18 protein-coding genes are annotated in these 21,925 nt (G+C 56.8%); 11 read left to right on the top strand and 7 right to left on the bottom strand.

Annotated features, from left to right (window positions below; all coding sequences use genetic code 11):
* The first annotated feature begins 159 nt into the window (after nucleotides 1–159).
* The 5 genes from ACQUTD_RS21040 to pgaD all read left to right on the top strand — a co-directional run bounded on the left by ACQUTD_RS21040 (nucleotide 160) and on the right by pgaD (nucleotide 8,132).
* Nucleotides 160–1,581: a hypothetical protein gene (locus ACQUTD_RS21040; RefSeq protein WP_473276109.1), complete on the top strand. Its 1,422-nt coding sequence runs from the start codon at nucleotides 160–162 to the stop codon at nucleotides 1,579–1,581.
* A 286-nt stretch (nucleotides 1,582–1,867) separates the two neighbouring features.
* Complete coding sequence (pgaA, locus tag ACQUTD_RS21035; RefSeq protein WP_473276107.1) at nucleotides 1,868–4,330, top strand: poly-beta-1,6 N-acetyl-D-glucosamine export porin PgaA; 2,463 nt, start codon at nucleotides 1,868–1,870, stop codon at nucleotides 4,328–4,330.
* A gap of 9 nt (nucleotides 4,331–4,339) precedes the next feature.
* The gene (gene pgaB / locus ACQUTD_RS21030) at nucleotides 4,340–6,355 is read left to right on the top strand and encodes a poly-beta-1,6-N-acetyl-D-glucosamine N-deacetylase PgaB (RefSeq protein WP_473276105.1); all 2,016 of its coding nucleotides are present in this window, start codon (nucleotides 4,340–4,342) and stop codon (nucleotides 6,353–6,355) included.
* Nucleotides 6,352–7,686 carry a poly-beta-1,6-N-acetyl-D-glucosamine synthase gene (gene pgaC / locus ACQUTD_RS21025; RefSeq protein ID WP_072568698.1) on the top strand — a complete coding sequence of 445 codons (1,335 nt, stop codon included), beginning with the start codon at nucleotides 6,352–6,354 and terminating at the stop codon, nucleotides 7,684–7,686. Before pgaB ends, pgaC begins: the two co-directional genes overlap by 4 nt.
* A complete protein-coding gene (gene pgaD, locus ACQUTD_RS21020) occupies nucleotides 7,683–8,132 on the top strand; it encodes a poly-beta-1,6-N-acetyl-D-glucosamine biosynthesis protein PgaD (RefSeq protein ID WP_072568697.1) in 450 nt (149 codons plus the stop codon). The genes pgaC and pgaD overlap by 4 nt, the downstream gene beginning before the upstream one ends.
* Nucleotides 8,133–8,234: 102 nt before the next feature.
* Here pgaD and ACQUTD_RS21015 read toward each other — a convergent pair whose 3' ends face one another.
* Nucleotides 8,235–9,938: a sigma 54-interacting transcriptional regulator gene (locus ACQUTD_RS21015; RefSeq protein WP_473276101.1), complete on the bottom strand. Its 1,704-nt coding sequence runs from the start codon at nucleotides 9,936–9,938 to the stop codon at nucleotides 8,235–8,237.
* A 260-nt stretch (nucleotides 9,939–10,198) separates the two neighbouring features.
* On the opposite strand from ACQUTD_RS21015, the gene exaC reads away from it, so the two are divergent.
* Nucleotides 10,199–11,719, top strand: a complete 1,521-nt coding sequence (gene exaC, locus ACQUTD_RS21010; RefSeq protein ID WP_072568695.1) for an acetaldehyde dehydrogenase ExaC — start codon at nucleotides 10,199–10,201, stop codon at nucleotides 11,717–11,719.
* 102 nt (nucleotides 11,720–11,821) lie between these two features.
* On the opposite strand, the gene gap is transcribed toward exaC, so the two are convergent.
* From gap to ACQUTD_RS20990, 4 genes are all read right to left on the bottom strand, one after another.
* Entirely contained in the window at nucleotides 11,822–12,832 is a 1,011-nt protein-coding gene (gene gap / locus ACQUTD_RS21005; protein ID WP_072568694.1) for a type I glyceraldehyde-3-phosphate dehydrogenase, read from the bottom strand.
* A 78-nt stretch (nucleotides 12,833–12,910) separates the two neighbouring features.
* A complete protein-coding gene (locus tag ACQUTD_RS21000; RefSeq protein WP_318375885.1) occupies nucleotides 12,911–13,891 on the bottom strand; it encodes a GlxA family transcriptional regulator in 981 nt (326 codons plus the stop codon).
* Nucleotides 13,892–14,018: 127 nt separating this feature from the next.
* A complete protein-coding gene (locus ACQUTD_RS20995) occupies nucleotides 14,019–14,171 on the bottom strand; it encodes a Hok/Gef family protein (RefSeq protein WP_072569463.1) in 153 nt (50 codons plus the stop codon).
* A gap of 300 nt (nucleotides 14,172–14,471) precedes the next feature.
* Nucleotides 14,472–14,624 (bottom strand): Hok/Gef family protein, encoded by a 153-nt coding sequence (locus tag ACQUTD_RS20990; RefSeq protein WP_473276094.1) that lies wholly within the window; start codon nucleotides 14,622–14,624, stop codon nucleotides 14,472–14,474.
* Nucleotides 14,625–15,130: 506 nt separating this feature from the next.
* Here ACQUTD_RS20990 and ACQUTD_RS20985 point away from each other — a divergent pair.
* The 4 genes from ACQUTD_RS20985 to ACQUTD_RS20970 all read left to right on the top strand — a co-directional run bounded on the left by ACQUTD_RS20985 (nucleotide 15,131) and on the right by ACQUTD_RS20970 (nucleotide 17,889).
* On the top strand, nucleotides 15,131–15,463 hold the full coding sequence (locus ACQUTD_RS20985) for a TehB family protein (RefSeq protein ID WP_318363699.1): 333 nt from the start codon (nucleotides 15,131–15,133) through the stop codon (nucleotides 15,461–15,463).
* A 10-nt stretch (nucleotides 15,464–15,473) separates the two neighbouring features.
* The gene (locus ACQUTD_RS20980) at nucleotides 15,474–15,812 is read left to right on the top strand and encodes a DUF1869 domain-containing protein (RefSeq protein WP_473276142.1); all 339 of its coding nucleotides are present in this window, start codon (nucleotides 15,474–15,476) and stop codon (nucleotides 15,810–15,812) included.
* 26 nt (nucleotides 15,813–15,838) lie between these two features.
* Nucleotides 15,839–16,195 carry a TehB-like domain-containing protein gene (locus tag ACQUTD_RS20975; RefSeq protein WP_473276092.1) on the top strand — a complete coding sequence of 119 codons (357 nt, stop codon included), beginning with the start codon at nucleotides 15,839–15,841 and terminating at the stop codon, nucleotides 16,193–16,195.
* A 155-nt stretch (nucleotides 16,196–16,350) separates the two neighbouring features.
* On the top strand, nucleotides 16,351–17,889 hold the full coding sequence (locus ACQUTD_RS20970) for a methyl-accepting chemotaxis protein (RefSeq protein WP_318363698.1): 1,539 nt from the start codon (nucleotides 16,351–16,353) through the stop codon (nucleotides 17,887–17,889).
* Between the two features lie 43 nt (nucleotides 17,890–17,932).
* Here ACQUTD_RS20970 and ACQUTD_RS20965 read toward each other — a convergent pair whose 3' ends face one another.
* Nucleotides 17,933–18,457, bottom strand: coding sequence for a VOC family protein (locus ACQUTD_RS20965; protein ID WP_473276088.1), 525 nt, complete (start codon nucleotides 18,455–18,457; stop codon nucleotides 17,933–17,935).
* Between the two features lie 206 nt (nucleotides 18,458–18,663).
* Here ACQUTD_RS20965 and ACQUTD_RS20960 point away from each other — a divergent pair, with 206 nt between their 5' ends.
* The gene (locus ACQUTD_RS20960) at nucleotides 18,664–19,410 is read left to right on the top strand and encodes a phage antirepressor KilAC domain-containing protein (protein ID WP_072568687.1); all 747 of its coding nucleotides are present in this window, start codon (nucleotides 18,664–18,666) and stop codon (nucleotides 19,408–19,410) included.
* Nucleotides 19,411–19,455: 45 nt separating this feature from the next.
* Here the strand turns inward: ACQUTD_RS20960 and ACQUTD_RS20955 are convergent, their stop codons facing one another.
* Nucleotides 19,456–21,849, bottom strand: a complete 2,394-nt coding sequence (locus ACQUTD_RS20955; RefSeq protein WP_473276085.1) for a phosphoketolase — start codon at nucleotides 21,847–21,849, stop codon at nucleotides 19,456–19,458.
* Nucleotides 21,850–21,925 lie beyond the last annotated feature (76 nt).

Here is a 21,925-nt window from a genome sequence, read left to right as displayed (position 1 = left end):
ACGAAACGCAAAGTGAACGGAACACTACCACTGAACCTACCACTGGACCTGTCCCTGCACCCTGCCAAATGTTATCTGCATCAAGTGCTCGATATATAAGCTTAATGTTTCACCATTCCCCGCCGATAACCGAATAACGTCATGAAATGAGGGAATATCATGCAAGTCCGGTCACCATTGTCCACCACCATCAACAGCCTGCTGGCGCCGCGCGTGCAGCCTCTCCAGGCCAGCCAGAACAAAACCGCCGCGGCGATTCAGGCATCCGCCATTGTCTCGCTGAATAACACCACCACGCTGCCGGCGGTATACAGCCTGAATCCGGCGAAAACCGTTAATACCGCAGGGCTTGATCACAGCCAGCTGAGCATTTTGATCGGCACCAACGTGCGCGGCGCGCAGGCGGATGCCTTCCAGGGCCTCGGAAAAGCGCTGCTCGAAGGGCTAAAAGATCATCCGCAGGGCATCACCCTGTCGGCGACGGTTGACACGCAGGGCGCGCAGGAGCGTCAGCCGGATCGTGCGGTGGCGCTGAATATCACCACCGCCTCCGGTATCAACGTCAGCCTCGGCATGACGCGCAACCAGAACGGCCTGGTCGTGGAGCTGAAAACCGCCGGGGGTGAATTAACTGAAGATGAAACCGCCGCCATCGCCGGTTTAGCGGATGCTTTCCAGAGCACGCTCGATGGCCTGTCTGCTGACACGCCGTCGCTTAACCTGCAGGGGCTGATGAATTTTGACAGCACGCAGCTTAAAGCCGTCGATCTGCAAACGGATGTGCGCAAAGATGCCGATTCGCTGCAGTCGCTGAAATTCCATGCCGACAGCAGCGCCCGCGCGATGAGTTATCAAACCGACAAGGTGGCGTTCGATCTGAGCACCGATCTGTCTCACCCGGAAACGGTGGGCAGCTACGGGCAGGAACAGCAGGCGCTCGCCAGCTGGGCCAGTCAGCTCGACAGCGCCCGTGCACGCGGACAGGGTGATAAAAACCTTATTGATATGTTCAAAAATAGCTTTATGGCGCTGAACAGTCAGTACGGCTCAAATGAAGTGGATAATCGCCTTAATATTATTACGCGTACTAACGATAATGTCGTGCAGGAAAATTTAAGCGGTCTGGCAGATTATTCTGCGAATTTTAAACAGGCCGATAAATCACCAAATCCATTCCGTAAAGATGAGCGCGATAGCTTTGCTTATTCCTCTTCTCAGCGCACAGAACGCGAAAATGCCGGCAGGCTGACGCAGAAAACCACTGCGCATTTGCAGGCCAGTTATCATCAGGCGATTGATAAAACCGTTCCGCTGGCGTTAACCCTTGAAGCCTCGTCGCAAAACTATAGCTATCATCAGATTGACGACAGAAGCAGCACTGAAACGGCGCTGGCATTCAATGAAAAAGGGGAAGTGAAATCCGTCACTCAGGCTGCTGAAAAGCATAATGTCGAGACGGTGAAAAAATATAACGCCGGGCGTCTGATTGAAGAAACCCGCACGCCTTATGATGATGAGCAAACCAGCACCCGCGCGCTGATTGTCGACCATCTCCGGGTGGATCACCACAGCGGCAGATAACCCGCACCCTTCCCACAAAAGCCACGCTAATGCGTGGCTTTTTTATGTAAAAAATACGCATGTAGTAGTGCAGTAATTATATATAAAGGCTAACGTTGGATTAGCGTCATGATAATTATTTTACCCGCTTTAGATGATGCTGGAATAAATTTACATACGACTAAAGTATGATATTTATTTATTTTTGAGAAGAATTTTAAGTCTGGCGTATTGAATTAAAGCCGGTCATATTGCCGCAATAAATTAATGAAAAGCTCATCTCTGGTATAAGGATATAAGGACAGTTATGTTCAGTATTCGACGACGTGAAAATTGCGTAAAGCGCTTTAGTCCCGGAACCTGTTTATTTACAGCAAGTATTCTGTTTCCGGTTTTCGCCTGGGCTGAAACCCCGGTCTACGATCAACTGATTATTCAGGCTCGCAGCGGAGACAGTGCGCCCTTACTCGATTATCTCAAACAGCAGGAAACCCAAACGCGTCTGACGCCGGGTCAGGTCGCCGACTGGCTACAGGTCTCGGCCTGGTCGGATAACGACGCGCAAACCCTGGCCATCTGGTCGCGTTATCAGGGCAGCATGGCGATCCCGGCGCGCGGCCAGCTGGCAGTGGCGCGGGCGCTGCGCAACCAGAAGAAATGGGATGAGTCGCTGGCGGTATGGGACAACGTGCTGCGGGAAATGCCGGACGACAAAGATGCGCGCGCGGGCTGGATCATGACGCTGGCGGACGCCCGTCGTAACCAGGAGGCCATCACCCAGGCCACCGCCTGGGCAAAAAGCACGCCGGGGCCGGAGAGCGATGCGGTGCTGGCTTACGTTTATCACGCGCAGGGCAAAAACTGGGACGCGCTGCTGGCCGCCAGCCGCGCCCAGGCGCTGGATCCGCAGAATAAAAGCGTGCAGCCGACGCTGCTGGCGGCGATGTCGGCGAACCGTATTGCCGGACCGGCGCTCGAACTGTCCGAAACCAGCAAAACCCCTGACGCGCTGGCGCGCAGGCTGGCGCTGGATGCCGCCGCGCAGACGGTGCGCACCGCGTTCACGCCGACGCGTAACGAAGAGGAGCGCTTTCTGGTGGCGGATAAAGCGCTGGCCCGCTACGACCGGCTGATCGCCGCGTGGCAGGATAATCCGCAGGCGGCAGCCGATCTGCGCCGCGCCCGTATTGACCGTCTGGGCGCGCTGGTGATCCGCAAACGCACCGCCGAAGCCATTCGTGAATATGAGTCGCTCACCGCCAATGACAAGCCGGTTCCCGACTATGCGAAGCGTTGGATCGCCTCGGCCTGGCTGACGGAAGAACAGCCCGATAAAGCGGAAGCCATGCTGGAACAGCTCTATTTCCCGCGCGGCCCGCTGCCGGTGACGCCGCTGACCAGCGACGATGAGCAGGAGCTGTTTTACGCTCGTCTTGATAATAACCATTTTGAAGAAGCCAAAGCGCAGGTCGATACGCTGATCAAAGACAGCCCTTATCTGAAACGGATCTACGGCTCGCCGACGCCGCAGCCGAACGATAACTGGCTGCTAGGGCAGACGCTGCTGACCGAATATGAGATCGCCACCAACGATCTGCCCGCCGCCGAAAGCCACGCGGAAAGGCTGGCGCGTACCGGGTCCGGCAACCAGGCGCTGCGCATTACCTACGCCGCGGTGCTGCTGGCGCGCGGCCTGCCCCGCGAGTCGGAACGGGAACTGAAACTGGCGGAAGTGATCGAGCCGAGCAACCTGGCGCTTGAGCGTCAGCAGGCCGCCACTGCGCTGGAACTACAGGAGTGGCGGCAGGCGAAAGAACTGACGGCGGATGTTATCGCCCGCAGCCCGGACGATGCCGCCAGTCTGCGGCTCAAGCGCATCATCGATGTGCACGAGAAAGCCGAGCTGCGTATCAGCGGCGGTCAGGGTATCGATTCCGACAGCCCGATCAGCGGCCAGCACGATTTCACGCTTAACTCCGCGCTCTACAGCCCGCCGATCAACGATAACTGGCGCTTGTTCACCGGCTTCAACTTTGCCACCGGCGAGTTCGAAGAAGGTAAGGGCATCAGCCGGGATATTGCCGCCGGGGCCGAGTGGACCTCACGCAATAACTGGGCGGAACTGGAGATCTCCGGGCGCAACTACGGCGACGGGCAAAAGATCGGCGCACGCTTTTCCGGCTGGCACGACTTTAACGACAACTGGCGCATCGGCGGCTCCGCCGAACGGCTGTCGCGCAATACCCCGCTGCGCGCCCTGCGCAACGGCGTCAGCGCCGACGGCGGCGATCTGTGGCTGCGCTGGTACAAGAACGAACGCCGCGAATATTCAGTTTCGGTGTCCGCCGCGCATTTCTCCGATGGCAACGATCGCCTGGAATACAGCCTGAGCGGAAAAGAGCGGCTGTGGACCACGCCACGCTTCACGCTGGATTTCACGCCGGGGCTGAGCGGCAGTCACAACACTAAAGAAGACGTGCCCTATTACAACCCGCAGCGGGATTTCTCGCTGGCGCCGGGTCTGAGCGCGGAGCATGTGATTTATCGCCATTACGACACGGTATGGAAACAGCAGTTTCAGGCCGGGGCGGGGCGCTACTGGCAGAAAGGCCAGTCCAGCGGCGCGATAACGCAGTTCAGTTACGGGCAACGGGTGCAATGGAATAACGTGGTGGATACCGGGGTGATGCTCACCTGGGATAAGCGTCCCTACGATGGTAAGCGGGAGCGCAACATTGCCCTCGCTTTTGATTTGAATGTCAGGTTTTGAGGACGTTTCATGTTTAGACGATGGCTGCACGCCGGGATCATTTTCGCGGGATTGCTGATGATCACCGCGTGCGGGAGCGCCGAGACGCCCCGCTATATTCCCCCCGCCGACCGGGTACCGCTTAATGCGGATCACGCCTGGCCGAAAAACAGTTTCCTCGTTCTGGGGTATCACGATGTGGAAGATGACGCCGCGGATCAGCGCTATCTGTCGGTGCGCACCAGCGCGCTGAACGATCAGCTGGCCTGGCTGCGTGACAACGGCTATCACCCGATCAGCGTACAGCAGATAGCGGATGCTCACGCCGGGAAGATTGTCCTGCCGGAAAAAGCGGTGCTGTTAACCTTCGATGACGGTTACAGCAGTTTTTATACCCGTGTCTGGCCGCTGCTGGAGCGCTATAAATTTCCGGCGTTATGGGCGCCCGTCGGCAGCTGGGTGGACGCGCCAGCCAATCAGCCGGTGGATTTTGGCGGCCTGAAAACCGCGCGCGATAAGTTCGCCACCTGGGAGATGGTGCGCGAAGTCAGCAAATCGCCGTTAGTGGAAATCGGCGCGCATACCTGGGCATCGCACTACGGCGTACAGGCGAATCCACAGGGCAGTAAAGAACCGGCGGTGGCGAACCGGTTATATGACAAAAATACCGGTCAGTACGAAACCGATGCGCAGTATGAAGCGCGCATCAATGCCGATCTGGAACGCGTCACCAAAAAGATCGCCGAGGTGACCGGTAAGCCGCCGCGCGCCTGGGTCTGGCCTTACGGCGCGGCCAACGGCACGACGCTGAAACTGGCGCGCCAGCATGGTTATCAGATGGCTTTTACTCTGAATCCTGGCCTTGCCAATGCCGCCAGTCTCGACGATGTGCCGCGCATTCTGATCTCTGATAACCCGTCGCTGCGCAACTTTGCCAGCCAGGTCGCGCAGGTGCGCGAGGAGCAGACAATGCGCGTGATGCATATCGATCTGGATTATGTCTATGACAAGGATCCCGTGCAGCAGCGCAAGAACATCGACAAGCTGATCCAGCGCGTTTACGACATGCGCATCTCCCACGTCTTTTTACAGGCGTACGCCGATCCCGAGGGCGATGGCAATATCCGCGAGCTTTATTTCCCTAACCGCTGGCTGCCGATGCGCGCCGATCTGTTCAACTTTATCGCCTGGCAGTTGCAGACCCGTGGCGGGGTGAACGTCTATGCCTGGATGCCGGTGCTGGCCTTCGATCTGGATGCCTCGGTGCCGCGCGTTGCGGCCTGGTCGCCGGAGAGCGGACGGGCGGCGGTGGATCGTCAGCATTATGTGCGGCTGTCGCCCTGGAGCCCGGTGGCGCGCCAGCGCATTAAGGATATCTACGAGGATCTGGCCCGGCACGCCTCCTTCCACGGCATTTTGTTCCACGATGACGCCATGCTGACTGATTTCGAGGATGCGTCACCGGACGCGATGCGCGCCTATCAGGCCGCCGGATTCCCCGCCAGCATTGCGGAGATCCGCAGCAATCCGCAAACGATGGAACGCTGGACGCGCTTCAAGAGCCGGGCGCTGATCGATTTCACGAAACAGCTGACGGAAACCGTACGCGCCATTCGTGGCCCGCAGGTGAAAACCGCGCGCAATATCTACGCCATGCCGGTGCTCGATCCCGCCAGCGAAGCCTGGTTTGCGCAAAACCTGAACGATTTCCTCGGCGCGTACGACTGGACCGCGCCAATGGCGATGCCGCTGATGGAAAACGTGCCCGCCGGACAGGACGACGCCTGGCTCGACAGCCTCGTTAACCGCGTGGCGCAGATCCCCGGCGCGCTGGATAAAACCGTCTTTGAGCTGCAGGCCCGCGACTGGCGCAAAACCGGCGAACATGCCGATATCAGCGGTGAGCAGCTGGCTCACTGGATGCGTCAGCTGAAGCTCAGCGGCGCAAAAAATTACGGCTATTACCCCGACGATTTCATTAACGATCACCCTGAAATGTCGGCAATACGCCCCACCTTTTCCTCTTACTGGTACCCGCAAAAATGACCGATCGCATCGTCGCGTTTCTGATCCTTTGCCTGATGTTCAGCTTCCCGCTGGGCGTGGCTGCCATTTTCACGGGTGAAGTGATCCTCAATTTCGTGTTTTTCTGGCCGCTGTTTATGTCCGCGCTGTGGATCAGCGGCGGGCTGTATTTCTGGTTCTACCGCGAGCGGCACTGGCCCTGGGGGAAAGGGACGCCCGCGCCGGAACTGCCGGGCAACCCGCTGATCTCCATTCTTATCCCCTGTTATAACGAAGGGCTGAACGCGCGGGAAACCATCGAGGCGGCGCTGGCGCAGCGCTATCAGAACATCGAGGTGATCGCCATTAATGACGGTTCGAAAGATAACACCGGGGCGGTGCTGGATGGACTGGCGGAAGAGTTTCCGCGCCTGCGGGTGATCCATCTGGCGGAAAACCAGGGCAAGGCGGTGGCGCTACAGGCGGGCGCGGCGGCGGCAAACAGCGATTTCCTCGTCTGTATTGATGGCGATGCGCTGCTGGATCGCGACGCCGCGGCTTATCTGGTGACGCCGTTGCTGCTTTACCCGCGGGTCGGGGCGGTGACGGGCAATCCGCGCATCCGTACCCGCTCCACGCTGATTGGCCGCGTCCAGGTGGGGGAATTCACGTCGATCATCGGACTTATCAAACGCACCCAGCGGATCTACGGTCAGGTGTTTACCGTCTCCGGCGTGATCGCCGCCTTTCGCCGCCGTGCGCTGGCGGAAGTGGGCTACTGGAGTCCGGACATGATCACCGAGGACATCGACATCAGCTGGAAGCTGCAACTGCGTCACTGGTCAGTATTTTTTGAGCCGCGGGCGCTGTGCTGGATCCTGATGCCGGAAACCCTAAAAGGCCTGTGGAAGCAGCGGTTGCGCTGGGCGCAGGGCGGCGCCGAAGTGTTTATCGTCAACATGCGTCGCCTGTGGGCGTGGGAATATCGCCGCATGTGGCCGCTGTTTCTGGAGTTTTGCTTATCGACGATTTGGGCCTTCGCCTATGCGATCAGCATTTTGCTGTTCCTCTTCGGCATGGTGCTGCCTATGCCGGATTCCTTACATGTTCAACATCTGTTTCCACCGGCGTTTACCGGGCTGATGCTCGGCGTGGTGTGTCTGTTGCAGTTTATGGTCAGTTTGCTGATCGAACGGCGTTACGAAAAGGGCATTGCGGCGTCGCTGTTCTGGATCATCTGGTTCCCGGTGGTCTACTGGATGTTGAGTTTATTTACCACCCTGGTGGCTTTCCCTAAGGTCATGCTGGCGCGTAAGCGCAGCAGGGCACGCTGGGTCAGCCCGGATCGCGGTATCGGGAGAATTGAATCATGAATGAACCTCTGATTTTTACTGAACAGCGGGTCTTCCCGCGGGTGATGGACGCCGTGCTGACGCTGGTGGCCTGGCTGGGCTTTTCGTATCTGATCTATACCGGGCTGATGGTCGCGCTGGCGGAGTCGCCTGACAGCGGTGTGCGGCCTTTTTACAGCACTTACGGTACGGTGATGCTGTATATGGCTGTGGCATTACTGATCGGCGCGGTGCTGATTGGCTGGGCGAAATATAATCAGCACCGTTTTCGCGTCGAGCGCCGCCGCCGCCGTCCGGGGCTGGAAAAGCACGAAGTCGCCGCCAGTTTTTCTATCACGCCTGAGCTGGCGCTGGAGCTGAGCAAAGCGCGGGTGCTGACGCTGGCGCATTACGATACCGGGGCGATTGATCGCGTGTATATGGCAAAACTGCTGGCGGACGAGCCGGAGTATGAGGTTCGGCGGTAGCGTGGTGCGGGATGCCGGGTGGCGGCTACACCTTACCCGGCCTGCGGGTCAGCGCTCATTTGTAGGCCCGGCAAGCCTGCGCCGCCGGGCGATGCGACCCGGTTAAACCGGCTGACGTTTTTCGCGGCGGCGATACAGGGTACTGCGCGAGATGCCTAATTTACGGGCGGCGAGACTCATGTTGCCCTGCGCTTCGGCAATGGCGATCTCTTCGCTGCGGGCTGGCATCGGGGCATTTTCCGGCAGATCCGCAAGCGTGATGTGCTCGCCATCGTCAGCCAGCGCCATCAGCACCCGCAGCTGGCTTAGCAACTGGCGTACGTTGCCCGGCCACGGGCGCGACGCCAGCTCACTGACCACTCCTTCGCTCAGCGTCAACCGGCGTTTTGCTGCGCCGAGATCATGCCAGAGTTTCAGGATAAAAGCGTCGCGGTCAGGCCACTCCCGTAGTGGCGGCATACGCAGCTGGTATTCCTGAATGCGATAGAGCAGATCTTCGCGGAACGCCCCGGCCGCCGCGCGGGCAACCAGATCCTGATGCGTGGCGCAGATCAGCGCAAAATTCACGTCACGGCTGGTGCTGGCCCCGAGCGGCGTGACTTTTTTCTCCTGCAATACCCGCAGCAGCCGCGTTTGCAGCGTCAGTGGCATATCGCCGATCTCATCCAGAAACAGCACGCCGCCATTGGCCTCGCACAGCTTACCGCTGTAACCGCGCGGACTCGCGCCGGTAAACGCACCGGGCGCATAGCCGAACAGCTCGGATTCGATCAGATTTTCCGGCAGGGCGGCGCAGTTGATCGCCACAAACGGGCCAGTGCGCCACTGGCTGCTGGCGTGCAGCTCGCGGCTCAGATGTTCTTTGCCGCAGCCGGTTTCCCCGGTCACGCACAGGGCGATCCCGGCGTTCAGTACGCGCAGCGCTTTGGCTTTTTGCGGATCGACCACGGCCTGTGGCGCAGCGATGCCGCGTCCGGGATAACGGCGGGCGGGCGGCGTCTGGCGCAGGGTGTAGTGACGCTGGTTGCAGGCGATGGTGCGGGTGGTCCCGCCTGTCAGGGCGATCTGCGGCAGCAGTGTGCTGATGGCGGTGCTGCCAAAATGCCCCGGCAGCAGGGCGAACTCTTTCATTGCCAGGCGATTCGCGCCGAGCAGGACATTATCCTCAACGATAAACAGCAGCTCCCCGTCGCTGCCGGGCAGGGCGGCATCTGCATGCAGACTCAGCAGCCAGCGCTGCGTACCGGCGGCGCTGGTAGTCCAGGCGTGTTCGATCTGACAAACGGCGCGTCGCACAATGGCCGCCGCATCGGGGCGCGGTGCGTGGGCGGGCGTCGAGAGATCCAGCACCCCGGCGATCAGTCCGTCCGGGCGGAACACCGGCGAGGCGGAGCAAAACAGCCCGGCGTTACGGCTGAGGTAGTGCTCGCCGCCGGAGACTTCGCAGTGCTGTTGCAGCGCCAGCGCCGTGCCGATGGCGTTAGTGCCGCGGGCATGCTCGCCCCACAAATTGCCGGGGGACAGGGCATAGCGCTGGGCTTTATGCAGAAAATCGCTGTTGCCGTGCGTTTCCAGCACCAGCCCGCTGGCGTCGGAGAGCACCATAATCGACGGATGGCTGGCGAGTTCCGGATGCAGCCGCGCCAGCAGCGGATCCGCCAGGCGGCTGATCCAGGTGTTTTCCGCCCGCGCCTCTTTCAGTTGTCCGGATGCGACCCACGGCTGGCTGTCGTCGTCACGTTGCAGACCATAATTCAGGCTGCGTTGCCAGGAGGCTTCCACCTGGCAGGGTACGGGTTGCGGCATCGCTGACTCCGGAATAAGGAATGTTAAGAATGTGTAGCATAAAGGTGTCTCACGTGTAGCGACGTGCAACACACTTCCGTAACAGGTGTCCGGATCGGCGCATACTAATATGAGGAGGGAAAATCGTAAGTAACTAATAGTTAATATAAAAATAAACATGATGCTTCATGCCGCTGAACTGGCATAAGAACTGCTTATTCCATAAGGTCCGCCACCGGCGAGACGCCTCACCTGTACTTATAAAAACAGAGGAACATCTTATGCTCTACGCTCATCCTGGCCTGAACGGCGCGAAAGTCTCGTTTAAAAAACGTTATGGCAACTATATTGGCGGCGAATTTGTCGATCCGGTCGAAGGGCGCTGGTTCGATAACACCACGCCGGTGACGGGTGAAGCGATCGCACAGTTTCCCCGTTCGGGCGCGGCGGATATTGAAAAAGCGCTGGACGCCGCTCATGCCGCCGCCGACGCCTGGGGTAAAACCAGCGCGCAGGAGCGCGCGAATGTGCTGCTGGCGATCGCCGATCGCATTGAGGAAAATCTGGAGCTGCTGGCGCTGACGGAGACCTGGGATAATGGCAAACCGATCCGCGAAACCCTGGGGGCGGATTTACCGCTGGCGGTGGATCATTTCCGCTATTTTGCCGGTTGTATCCGCGCCCAGGAGGGTACCGCGGCAGAAATCGACAGCACCACGGTCGCGTACCATATTTATGAACCGCTCGGCGTGGTCGGTCAGATCATTCCGTGGAACTTTCCGCTGCTGATGGCAGCATGGAAACTCGGCCCGGCGCTGGCGGCGGGCAACTGCGTGGTGCTGAAACCGGCGGAGCAGACGCCGCTCGGCATCAGCGTGCTGATGGAACTGATTGGCGATCTGCTGCCGAAAGGCGTGCTTAACGTGGTGCACGGTTTCGGTACTGAAGCGGGTGAGCCGCTGGCGCGCAGCAAGCGTATCGAGAAAATCGCTTTCACCGGATCCACTTCTATCGGGCGGCATATTCTCTCCTGTGCGGCGGAAAATATTATTCCCAGCACCGTGGAGCTGGGTGGGAAATCGCCGAATATTTTCTTTGAGGACATCATGAACGGCGACGCGGAGTTTATCGACAAAGCCGTTGAGGGCGCGGTGCTCGGCTTCTTCAACCAGGGAGAAGTCTGTACCTGTCCGTCGCGCGTGCTGGTGCAGGAATCGATCTATCCGCAGTTCGTGGAAAAAGTCATCGCCCGCATGGAAACCATCCGCAAGGGCGATCCCTTTGATACGGACACCATGATCGGCGCGCAGGCTTCCCGCGAGCAGTACGACAAGATCCTCTCCTACATTGAGATCGCCAGGGAAGAGGGCGGCGAGATCATCACCGGCGGGGCGCATATCGATCATGGCGACACCCTGCAAAACGGCTTCTATATCCAGCCGACGCTGATCAAAGGCCACAACAGTATGCGCTGCTTCCAGGAGGAGATTTTTGGACCGGTACTGGGCATTACGACCTTTAAGGATGAAGAAGAAGCGCTGCGCATTGCCAACGATACAGAGTACGGTCTCGGGGCGGGGCTGTGGACGCTGGATATTAACCGTGCGTGGCGTATGGGACGGGCGATCAAAGCCGGTCGCGTGTGGACCAACTGCTACCACCTGTATCCGGCGCATGCGGCCTTCGGCGGGTATAAAAATTCCGGCGTCGGACGTGAAACGCACAAAATGGCGCTGAGCCAGTATCAGCAGATCAAAAACCTGCTGGTCAGCTACAGCGGTAAGCCGCTGGGCCTGTTTTAAAATCGAAATGCCCGGCGGCGCAGGCTTGCCGGGCCTACATGTGCATCGTTAAGACATGTAGGCCGGGTAAGGCGCAGCCGCCACCCGGCATTAACGTATCAATCACAACCCGCGTTTCGCCATCAACCGCGCCAGATCCACCAGCCGGTTCGAGAAGCCCCATTCGTTATCATACCAGGCGAGGATTTTCACCAGATTGCCGCCAATCACCAGCGTGGACAGGCCGTCGATAATGGATGAGCGGGGATCGCCACGGTAATCGCTCGACACCAGCGGTTCGTCGCTGTAACCCAGAATCCCCTGTAGCGGACCGGATGCGGCAGCCTCGCGGAAGGCGGCGTTCACTTCTTCAACGGTGACGTCGCGTTTCAGGGTGACGGTCAAATCGACAATGGACACCACCGGCACCGGAACGCGCAGCGAGTACCCGGTCAGGCGACCGTCCAGTTCAGGGATCACTTTCCCAAGGGCTTTCGCCGCGCCGCTGGAGTAAGGCACAATCGACTCTGCCGCTGCTCGTGCGCCGCGCAGATCCTTTTCCGGCTGATCGTGCAGCGCCTGGCTGTTGGTGTAAGCGTGGGTGGTATTCATCAGCCCGTGCTCGATACCAAAATGCTGATGTAAAACCTGGGCGGCAGGGGCGAGGCCGTTAGTAGTGCAGCTGCCATTGCTGACCACAAAGTGTTTTTCTGGATCGTAATTTTCATGGTTAACGCCCAGCACCACGGTCAGGTCGTCGTTTTTCGCCGGGGCGGAGATGATCACGCGTTTCGCGCCGCCGTGGGTGATATGCACTTCGGCTTTTTCACGCTCGGTGAAGAAACCAGTGGCTTCAATCACTATCTCAACACCCACGCTGCTCCACGGAATGTTCGCCGGATCGCGCTCGGAGAAGACGCGGATGGAGTTTCCGTCTACTTTCAGCTCGCCTTCGCTGGCTTCCACCGGCGCGGCAAGGGTGCCAAGCAGGGTGTCGTATTTCAGCAAATGCGCGAGAGTTTTGCTGTCGGTGAGGTCGTTGATCGCCACGACCTGAATGTCGTCGCTACCCAGCGCGGCACGCAGCATATTGCGTCCGATCCTGCCGAAGCCATTAATACCGATCTTAACCATGATTGCCTCCTGTTATGCGGTTTCTGCATTCAGAGTAGGCCGGGTCAGGGGTGGCGTAAATGACAAAAATGGATCACATTACGCCAGATTGCGGCTGTGAAATCGCTGCCGGTATTCGCCGGGCGTCAGCTTGAGTTGCTTCTCGAAAATGCGGCGCAGATTGATGCTGGAGCCAAAGCCCGTGCTGATGGCGACCCGCTCCAGGGTGTCGCGGGTCTGCTCCAGCTGGTGGCGAGCTGCGGCCAGCCGCGCTTCCGCCACGAAGCGCGCGGGAGACACACCCGCGTCGCGGGTAAAGACACGGGTGAAATTGCGCGGGCTCATTGCCACCCGATCCGCCAGATTTTCAACGGATAAATCAGCAGAGAGGTTATTGAGGATCCAGCGTTGTAATTCACCTATCGGGCCGGGAAGATCGCAGTTTTGCAGCTGGAAACGGCTGAACTGCATCTGTCCGCCGGGGCGACGCAGATACATCACCAGATCCTGAGCCACTTCACGGGCGAGGGTAAATCCGTAATCATCCTCTACCAGCGCAAGCGTCAGATCAAACCCGGAACTCACGCCGCCGGAGGTCCAGATCGGGCCGTCCTGAACATAGAGCGGGCCGCTTTCCACTGCCACCAGCGGATAGCGGGATTTCATCTCCTCCAGCAGCTTCCAGTGTGTCGTGGCACGTCGTCCGTTCAGCAGGCCAGCCTGCGCCAGTAGCATCGCGCCGCCGCAAACAGACACTACCCGCCTGGCGTGCGGGGCGGCAAGACGCAGCCAGTCGACCACCGCCACGCCTTCATCTTCATTTGTGCCGCGCCCGGTGATCATAATGGTGTCGCGGGGCTCACGCGGATCGAGCTGCGGCAGACGATAATCCGCCAGCAGGTTCAACCCCGACTGCCCGTGGATCACCTGGTGCGGCTGAGTGGTGGCAATGGTGATCTGATAGCGCGGCGGCGCGTGCTGCTCTGCCTGCACGCGGTTGGCCTGCATCAGGATATCGGCGATACCGGCAGCTTCGAACAACATGCCGCCATCGGGAACAATAATCAAAAAAGTTTTCATGTCCTGAAAAGTACGCTGATAACAAAATAAGTCAATATGGGTATGGCTGGAAGAGAGAAAAGAAACGGGTGCATTGAGAATTCAACCCGGCAACCAGACACGCGGGGACTGAGCCCCCGCGTTCAGGCTACTTCTTCGGTTCGTAAGCGAGAACGGCCTTAAACTCCATACCACGCTCTTTGATGCTCAGTTCACAGAGTGAATCGCGCACCATCAGCGTGAATCCCAGCGCTGTCAAACACAGCACAATGATCGCCACCAGGGCGTACTTTGTCAGCATGTCTTGCCTCTGTGCGAAGAAGAGACTAACATCTGAATTGCTTAGGTTCATACGTTGGCCTCAGGTTGATTAACATCTCCTGGGGCTTTCGTCTTTCCGGACCTTGCAAATGCTCAAAGCCAGAAAGCCTCAAGCACCCACCCGCGATCCTATATGGCGATATTGTGAAAGCTATCACGATTGAAGGTCGTTATTTGCTTTTAGGAATATATAAAGGTGGGGCAGTAACAGAAAAGAAACGGGTGCATTGAGGATCTAACCCGGCAACCAGATACGCGGGGACCAGGCCCCGCGTTCAGGCTACTTCTTCGGTTCGTAAGCGAGAACGGCCTTAAACTCCATACCACGCTCTTTGATGCTCAGTTCACAAAGTGAATCGCGCACCATCAGCATGAATCCCAGCGCTGTGAAACACAGCACGATGATTGCCACCAGGGCGTACTTTGTCAGCATGTCTTGCCTCCGTGCGAAGAAGAGACTAACATCTGAATTGCGAAGTTCATACGTTGGCCTCAGGTTGATTAACATCTCCTGGGGCTTTTGTCTTTCTGAACCTTGCAAATGCTCAAAGCCAGAAAGCCTCAAGCACCCACCGGCAGTTTACCTTCCCCCCACCAGAAATTTGTTACCTCCTGACCCTTCACCTTACTTTTAGGAATTCATCAAGTTTTTTGCGCGTAATTATTAAGGAGTAATATTTTTCTACTCAAGTTACTGGCTTGCCTTATTGCAATAGTTAATAAGGGGTATATAGCAGCATTTTATATTAATTATCCTTTTATGCTCAGCGGCAGGACAAATGACAGCACGTGTTAATAAACGCTGTAAATATTTAACATTAAGAGCGGAAAATTATTTCTAAAAAGTAGTCCACAAATTATAAAACAGGTATATGATATGCAACATAAGGTTTTCCCCTCCCGTTAAGCCGCGCTTAACGAAATGAACGAGGTTGAAACATGCAACGTATCGTTATACCCGCTAATTATATTCACACCCGCAGTACGCCTTTCTGGACTAAAGAGACAGCACCTTCTTCTATCTGGCGTCGGCATCTGGATGCCGGAACGCGACAGGGCGTCTATCCCCGTCTGAGCGTGATGCGCGGCATTATTCGTTATTACGGTTACGCCGATGAAACCAGCCCGCAACCCATTGAGACGTTAACAATTAACGCCGGTGAGTTTGGGGTATTTCCGCCCGAGAAATGGCATAACATCGAAGCGCTAACCGATGATACCCTGTTCTGCGTGGATTTTTACGTTGATCCGCAAATTTTGATTGAAGGTTAAGGAAAGTATGATGGCACCTGATAATAAAGGCTATTCTTTAGCAGTGGAAAATCGCCGCTGTAAAGAGGTTCAGGAAAAAATCTATCTCAAACCGATGGCGTTATATGTCCCGGATATTGCCGTGCAGGCGGTAACAGAATTGGTTGCAGGATTATCTGACAGCAAAGAAAACGATAAGGATTTTGTGCTGACTGTTACCAATAATAATAATGGCGTATCCGTGGATAAAGATTTTGACAGCATTGACGAACTCAGGAATCCCCTTGTTGTTGCTGATGCCGTTAAAGACCTGATTAATATCGTTCGTGGCTACGAGTCAGATGAAGAGACTAATGTTTGTGGCTGGTAACACGACTAAAATCGGAGGTTCCCGTTATGGCTTTACAAATTCCCGTTCATTTTCGTCACACCCGTTCCACCCCGTTCTGGACTAAAGAGACGGTGCCGCAGGCGCTGTTAACGCACCATAACACCAAAAAAGGCGTTTATGGCCGGTTATCCGTGATGCAGGGCGCGGTGAAGTACTATGGCTTCGCCAGCGCACATGACGCGACGCCGGAAATCGAAGTGGTTATCGAGGCCGGGCATTTTGGCATCAGCCCACCGGAATACTGGCATCACGTCGAACTGCTGACCGACGATACGTACTTTAATATTGATTTCTTTGCCGATCCGCAGGAAACGCTGGAAGGTAAGGGTATTGGTCAGGTAGTCAATACTCATCGCAGCTAAGTCCGGGGTAAAAGACGCAGGCCGGTCAGGGCGGACTGGTCTGTAAATATCCTTATTTTTACTAAGTTAACCATACCATTTGCCGATAACTGCTGATGACGCTCTTCATTCTGAGGCGTTAGTTTTTACATAGCACTATTATGCAAGGGTATATCATGTCAGTAAGGCGTTTTTCAGTACTCGTTTTCACTTTTTTACTCTGTATTTTTCTCGCCAGCGCGGCCTCCAGTCTCTGGTCACTCACCCGTAGTAATCAGTCGCTTGATAATGTGAACAAGGAAATTCGTGTCGTCCTTTCCGTTATCGATCCTATTAACCACAGCCGCACGCTGCGGGTGCGTTTAATGGAGGCGATGATTAACGCGTCCCTGGGCGATAACCAGAAAGCGCAGGCGTCGCTGACCAGCGCGAATGAGACAATGCAAAAAGCGACAGCGGCGTTTAATAACTATCAGGCCGCGCCGCGCGTGGCTGGCGAAGAAGAATTCGCCGCGCCTTACCGTCTCGCCTGGCAGACCTATGTTGATGAGGGACTGCGCCCGCTGATGGACGCCGCAAGCCGCAACGATAGCGCCCGCTTTAATCAGCTGGTCAGCACCTCTATTCCGCAGCTCGATCGTCAGTTTGAAATTACGCTGGATAACCTGCTGGCGTTCCGCGAAAAATACGCTCAGCGTCTGAATAATGAAGCACAGAATCGCTTTATGAACAGCATGCTGACGATTGGTATTTTTGCGCTGGTATTTACGCTGATCATCGCTGCCATTTACGTCCTGCTGCGCCGCCGAGTGTTGTCGCCGCTGGACAGGGCGCGTCTGCACTGTCAGAAAATGGCGGCGGGCGAACTGCATGTCCCGGTGATTTCCCATGCACGGGATGAAATTGGAGACATGTTGTCGTCGCTGGATCAGATGCGTCTTGCGCTGGTGGAGATTATTGCCCAGGTGCGTCACTCCAGCCAGAGCGTGGCCCATGCAGCCGAAGAAATTGCCGCCGGGAATACCGATCTGTCGGCGCGTACGGAGGAGCAGGCCGCGTCGCTGGGGCAGACTGCAGCCAGCATGGAACAGCTTACCTCAACGGTGAAACATACTTCAGAAAACACCCTCCAGGCTAACGCGCTCGCCAGCAACATGCGCAGCGCCGCGCAGGAAGGCAACGCCATTGTAGAAGAAGCGGTGGTATCCATGAAGGAAATCGAATCCAGCTCCGGCAAAATCGACACCATCATAGGCATCATTGAAGACATCGCCTTCCAGACCAATATCCTGGCGCTTAACGCGGCGGTGGAAGCGGCCCGCGCAGGGGAGCAGGGGCGTGGTTTTGCGGTGGTGGCGAGTGAAGTGCGTAACCTGGCGCAGCGCTCATCCGTGGCGGCAAAAGAGATCAAAGAGCTTATTGAGCAATCCGGTAAGCAGGTACTGCTGGGCAGCGAACGCGTGACCAGCGCGGGGGCAAGCATGCAGCGTATTATTACCTCGGTGAGGCAGGTTTCCGAACTGATGTCTGAAATTGCCCTGTCAACCGGCGAGCAAAGCCGCGGCATTGAGCAGATCAATCAGGCGGTGGCGCAGATGGATACGGTGACGCAACAAAACGCCGCGCTGGTGGAAGAGGCTTCTGCGGCCGCGCATTCTCTCCAGGAGCAGTCAAAAGTTCTGGAAGAAACCGTGGCCGTATTTAAACTCAACTGATCGCTTACAAAGAAAAATCCACGCAACCGCGTGGATTTTTTATTTATGGTGCCGGGATCCAGCGCTGCTGCGTTGTGCCGTCGTCACAATTCACCCCGGCAGGCAGGGAAATCAGTTCGATTAACACGCCAAACGGCGTCATGCCAAACCAGGTCTGATTCCCCTGGCCTTCTTCCTGACCAAAGCAGTCTGAAGGCCCGTCGAACATCTTAGCGCCGTGCGTGCGCATCTGTACGCCCGCTTTCTGAATATCGTCGACGTATACGGAAAAATGATTAATACCCGGCAGGCCAGGATGTGCAGGGCGATCGTTGACCGCAGGCGCAGTCTGGAACAACTCTACATTGCTTCCATTTGCCAGGCGCAGCATCGACAGGCCAATCACGTTCATTTCAGGCGGAAAACCATTCAGGGGATTCATATTTTCACCTTCCACCCGTTTACTGTCATCCCCGGGCGGGATCATTCTGTACAGTACAGAAGCCCCCAGCGCGCCGATAAAAAATTGTTCTGCCTGGGCTAAATCAGAAACCGTGATGCCAATGTGTTCGATACCGCGAATAGACATTCTTTCTCCTGTGATGTGTTACCTGATTGATTAATCCACATATTTTAATCCTGGCAGAAAGGTGACCATTGTCACAGGCGACAGGAAATTTTCCTGAGGCCATTAATCTCAGGTGAACAAAAATAATACTGGATAAATACACAGCAATTGTTTATTATTTCCTCAGTTTGGTGGTTATTGTGTCAATGAAGTGAGTGGTGAACCCTATGATGATTTCTGTAGATACTCTCCAGGCGCAGAATCGGGCCGTGACAATGAGCAGCCGTGAGCTGGCGAAGTTGATGGGCGTTGCCCACACTGAAGTGAAGCGTATGGTCAAAAGCCTGGAAACCGCGCAACGTCTCTCATCGCCTGTCACGGGCAACCAGTACGAATCCGACGGTGAGATGCGCGAAGAGTTCTTGTTGAATAAACGGGACTCGCTGCTGACGGTGGCACGCATTTCTCCAGCCTACACCGCAGAGATGCTGGATCGCTGGCAGGAGCGTGAAAAAGACATCAGCCTGCCGGATTTCACCAATCCGGCTGCGGCGGCGCGTGCCTGGGCCGAACAGTATGAGCGGTGCCAGCGTGCGGAAAAGCAGCTTGAGCTGTTTGCCCCAAAGGCGGCCTTTTTCGATGAGTTTGTGCAGGTAAATGAGTCGCTGGGTTTTCGTCAGCTGTGCAAAATGCTGAAGGCGAAAGAAGTGGATTTTCGTAATTTCCTGCTGGAGCGCAACATTATGATGCGCACCAACGGCACGCTGACGCCGCCGCTGCATCATATCCAGGCAGGCTATTTTACTCTGCATGGCGGTACCGGTGAGAACCGGCATACCTGGTCACAGGCGCGCTTTACGCAAAAAGGGGTGAAGTGGGTCGCGGATCTGTGGGCGAAGCATCTCGCCGCCCGTCCGATTGACACCCGGCCGCCTGAGCGTAAAGAGCTGGCACAGGGGCCGGGCTGGTTTTAAGGCGCAGGACAAACGGCTGCATCAGTAACTGATGCAGCCGTTTTTTTATTCAGGAATATTTGCGCCATCCTGCTGTGATGGCCATTTCCATCCCTGTACCTCCGGCAGATCCTCGCCGTATTCCCGCACATAACGGTGATGGTCGGCGATTTTTTCCGCCAGCGCATCAAGAATGGCATCCGCTTTTCCTGCCAGCGAAGGGATATGCTGAATGGCATCCTGCGCCAGATGGAAGCGGTCCAGTTCATTGAGCACCGTCATGTCAAACGGCGTGGTTGTGGTGCCTTCTTCAATAAATCCATGCACGTGGAAATGCTGCTGGTTCTTGCGCTTATAGGCCAGGCGGTGGATCAATCCCGGATAACCGTGGAACGCAAAAATCACCGGCGTATCCGACGGGAACAGCGCCTCAAAAGCCTCGTCATCCAGACCGTGCGGATGCTGATCCTTTGTCTGTAATGCCATCAGATCCACCACGTTCACCACCTGAATGCGCAACTCCGGCAGATAGCCGCGCAGCAGATCAACCGCCGCCAGCGCCTCCATTGTCGGCACATCCCCCGCACAACCAATCACCACATCCGGCTTTTCACCTTCCTGAACGGTACCGGCCCAGTGCCAGATCCCCATGCCCGCCGCGCAGTGTTTTTCCGCTTCCTCCAGCGTCAACCACTGAGGCGAAGGCTGTTTCCCGGCGACAATCACGTTAATGCGATCCCAGGTTTTCAGGCAGTGATCGGCGACGCAGAGCAGGGTATTGGCATCAGGCGGCAGATAGATGCGCACAATATCGGCTTTTTTATTCGCCACATGATCAATAAATCCCGGATCCTGATGGCTGTAGCCATTATGATCCTGCCGCCATACGTGTGATGAAAGCAGATAGTTAAGCGAGGAAACCGGTTTACGCCAGGGAAGCTTACGCGTGACTTTCAGCCATTTCGCGTGCTGGTTAAACATCGAATCGACAATATGTATAAAGGCTTCATAGCAGTTAAACAGACCGTGGCGGCCGGTAAGCAGATACCCCTCCAGCCAGCCCTGACACTGATGCTCGCTCAGGATCTCCATTACCCGGCCATCCGCCGCCAGTTGCTCATCATAGCTTTTTTTCGGCAGCAGCCAGGTACGACTGGTGACATCGAAAACTTTGCCCAGCCGGTTCGATTCGGTTTCATCCGGCCCGAACAGGCGGAAGTTATCCGGGTTTTGCTGAAAAATTCCCGCCAGATAAGCCCCCAGCGCGGCGGTGGTGCCGGTTTGCGTCTCGCCGGGTGAGGCGACATCAACCGCAAATTCCCGCAGCGGCGGTGTGTTCAGCTCACGGCGCAGCAGCCCCCCGTTTGCCCAGGGCGACGCCCCCATGCGCTTCTCACCGGACGGTGCGAGGGCGCGCAGCTCTTGTTTCAGCAGGCCTTTCTCGTCAAAGAGATCGTCCGGCTGATAGCTGCGCATCCACTGTTCAAGGATGTGACGGTGATCGTCGTTTTCCCGGCAGGCGGAGACAGGCACCTGATGCGCGCGCCAGAAATCTTCCACCTTTTTATCATCCACGCTCTGTGGACCCGTCCAGCCTTTTGGACTGCGCAGGATTATCATCGGCCAGCGGGGCAGCGTGGAAGACGCCGTACCCGCTCGCGCCTGCTGCTGATAATCGCGGATAGCATTGAGGGCATTATCGAGGGTTTCCGCCATCTGGCGATGCATTTTTTCCGGCTCGTGACCGCTTACCAGCAGCGGCTCATAACCATAACCCCGGAAAAGATCCTCTAAATCCTCATCGCTGGCGCGACCGAGGATCGTCGGATTGGCAATTTTATAGCCATTCAGGTGCAGGATCGGCAACACCGCGCCATCGCGCGCCGCATTGATAAATTTATTGCCGAACCAGCTGGACGCCAGCGGGCCGGTTTCCGCTTCGCCATCGCCAATGACGCAGGCAGCGATCAATGAAGGGTTGTCAAACACCGCGCCAAAAGCATGCGACAGAGAGTAGCCCAGCTCGCCCCCTTCGTTAATCGACCCCGGCGTTTCCGGCGCGGCGTGGCTTGGAATACCGCCCGGGAAGGAAAACTGTTTAAACAGCTTCTGCATTCCTGCGGCGTCCTGGCTGACGTCCGGATAAATTTCGCTGTAGCTGCCTTCAAGCCAGGTGTTCGCCACCATGCCCGGCCCGCCATGCCCGGGGCCGCAGATATAGATCATATTCAGGTCGCGCTCGCGGATGGCGCGGTTGAGATGGGCGTAAATGAAATTCAGGCCTGGGGTGGTGCCCCAGTGCCCCAGCAGGCGCGGTTTGATATGTTCCGGTTTAAGCGGCTCGCGCAGTAAGGGGTTATCCATCAGATAAATTTGCCCGACGGAGAGATAATTCGCGGCTCGCCAGTAGCGATCGATGAGTGCAATGTCATGGTCAGAAAGAGAAGATGTCTGTGTCATGCGTTCCCCGGATGGTTAGCGGTGCCAGTAAAACAGAAGGTAGTACAAGCCTGGCATAAATCAGGAAGAGGGTAAG

It is taken from the genome of Enterobacter sp. K510, assembly GCF_055804875.1.
This window is presented reverse-complemented; position numbering and strand designations above follow the sequence as displayed.

Coding starts and splice junctions, on each gene's coding strand:
- ACQUTD_RS21015 (WP_473276101.1), bottom strand. CDS start 9,938: ATGCCGCAACCCGTACCCTGCCAGGTGGAAGCCTCCTGGCAACGCAGC.
- ACQUTD_RS20970 (WP_318363698.1), top strand. CDS start 16,351: ATGTCAGTAAGGCGTTTTTCAGTACTCGTTTTCACTTTTTTACTCTGT.
- ACQUTD_RS20985 (WP_318363699.1), top strand. CDS start 15,131: ATGCAACGTATCGTTATACCCGCTAATTATATTCACACCCGCAGTACG.
- pgaB (WP_473276105.1), top strand. CDS start 4,340: ATGTTTAGACGATGGCTGCACGCCGGGATCATTTTCGCGGGATTGCTG.
- pgaC (WP_072568698.1), top strand. CDS start 6,352: ATGACCGATCGCATCGTCGCGTTTCTGATCCTTTGCCTGATGTTCAGC.
- gap (WP_072568694.1), bottom strand. CDS start 12,832: ATGGTTAAGATCGGTATTAATGGCTTCGGCAGGATCGGACGCAATATG.
- ACQUTD_RS21040 (WP_473276109.1), top strand. CDS start 160: ATGCAAGTCCGGTCACCATTGTCCACCACCATCAACAGCCTGCTGGCG.
- ACQUTD_RS20980 (WP_473276142.1), top strand. CDS start 15,474: ATGGCACCTGATAATAAAGGCTATTCTTTAGCAGTGGAAAATCGCCGC.
- ACQUTD_RS20955 (WP_473276085.1), bottom strand. CDS start 21,849: ATGACACAGACATCTTCTCTTTCTGACCATGACATTGCACTCATCGAT.
- pgaA (WP_473276107.1), top strand. CDS start 1,868: ATGTTCAGTATTCGACGACGTGAAAATTGCGTAAAGCGCTTTAGTCCC.
- pgaD (WP_072568697.1), top strand. CDS start 7,683: ATGAATGAACCTCTGATTTTTACTGAACAGCGGGTCTTCCCGCGGGTG.
- ACQUTD_RS20995 (WP_072569463.1), bottom strand. CDS start 14,171: ATGCTGACAAAGTACGCCCTGGTGGCGATCATTGTGCTGTGTTTGACA.
- ACQUTD_RS20990 (WP_473276094.1), bottom strand. CDS start 14,624: ATGCTGACAAAGTACGCCCTGGTGGCAATCATCGTGCTGTGTTTCACA.
- ACQUTD_RS20965 (WP_473276088.1), bottom strand. CDS start 18,457: ATGTCTATTCGCGGTATCGAACACATTGGCATCACGGTTTCTGATTTA.
- ACQUTD_RS21000 (WP_318375885.1), bottom strand. CDS start 13,891: ATGAAAACTTTTTTGATTATTGTTCCCGATGGCGGCATGTTGTTCGAA.
- ACQUTD_RS20960 (WP_072568687.1), top strand. CDS start 18,664: ATGATGATTTCTGTAGATACTCTCCAGGCGCAGAATCGGGCCGTGACA.
- ACQUTD_RS20975 (WP_473276092.1), top strand. CDS start 15,839: ATGGCTTTACAAATTCCCGTTCATTTTCGTCACACCCGTTCCACCCCG.
- exaC (WP_072568695.1), top strand. CDS start 10,199: ATGCTCTACGCTCATCCTGGCCTGAACGGCGCGAAAGTCTCGTTTAAA.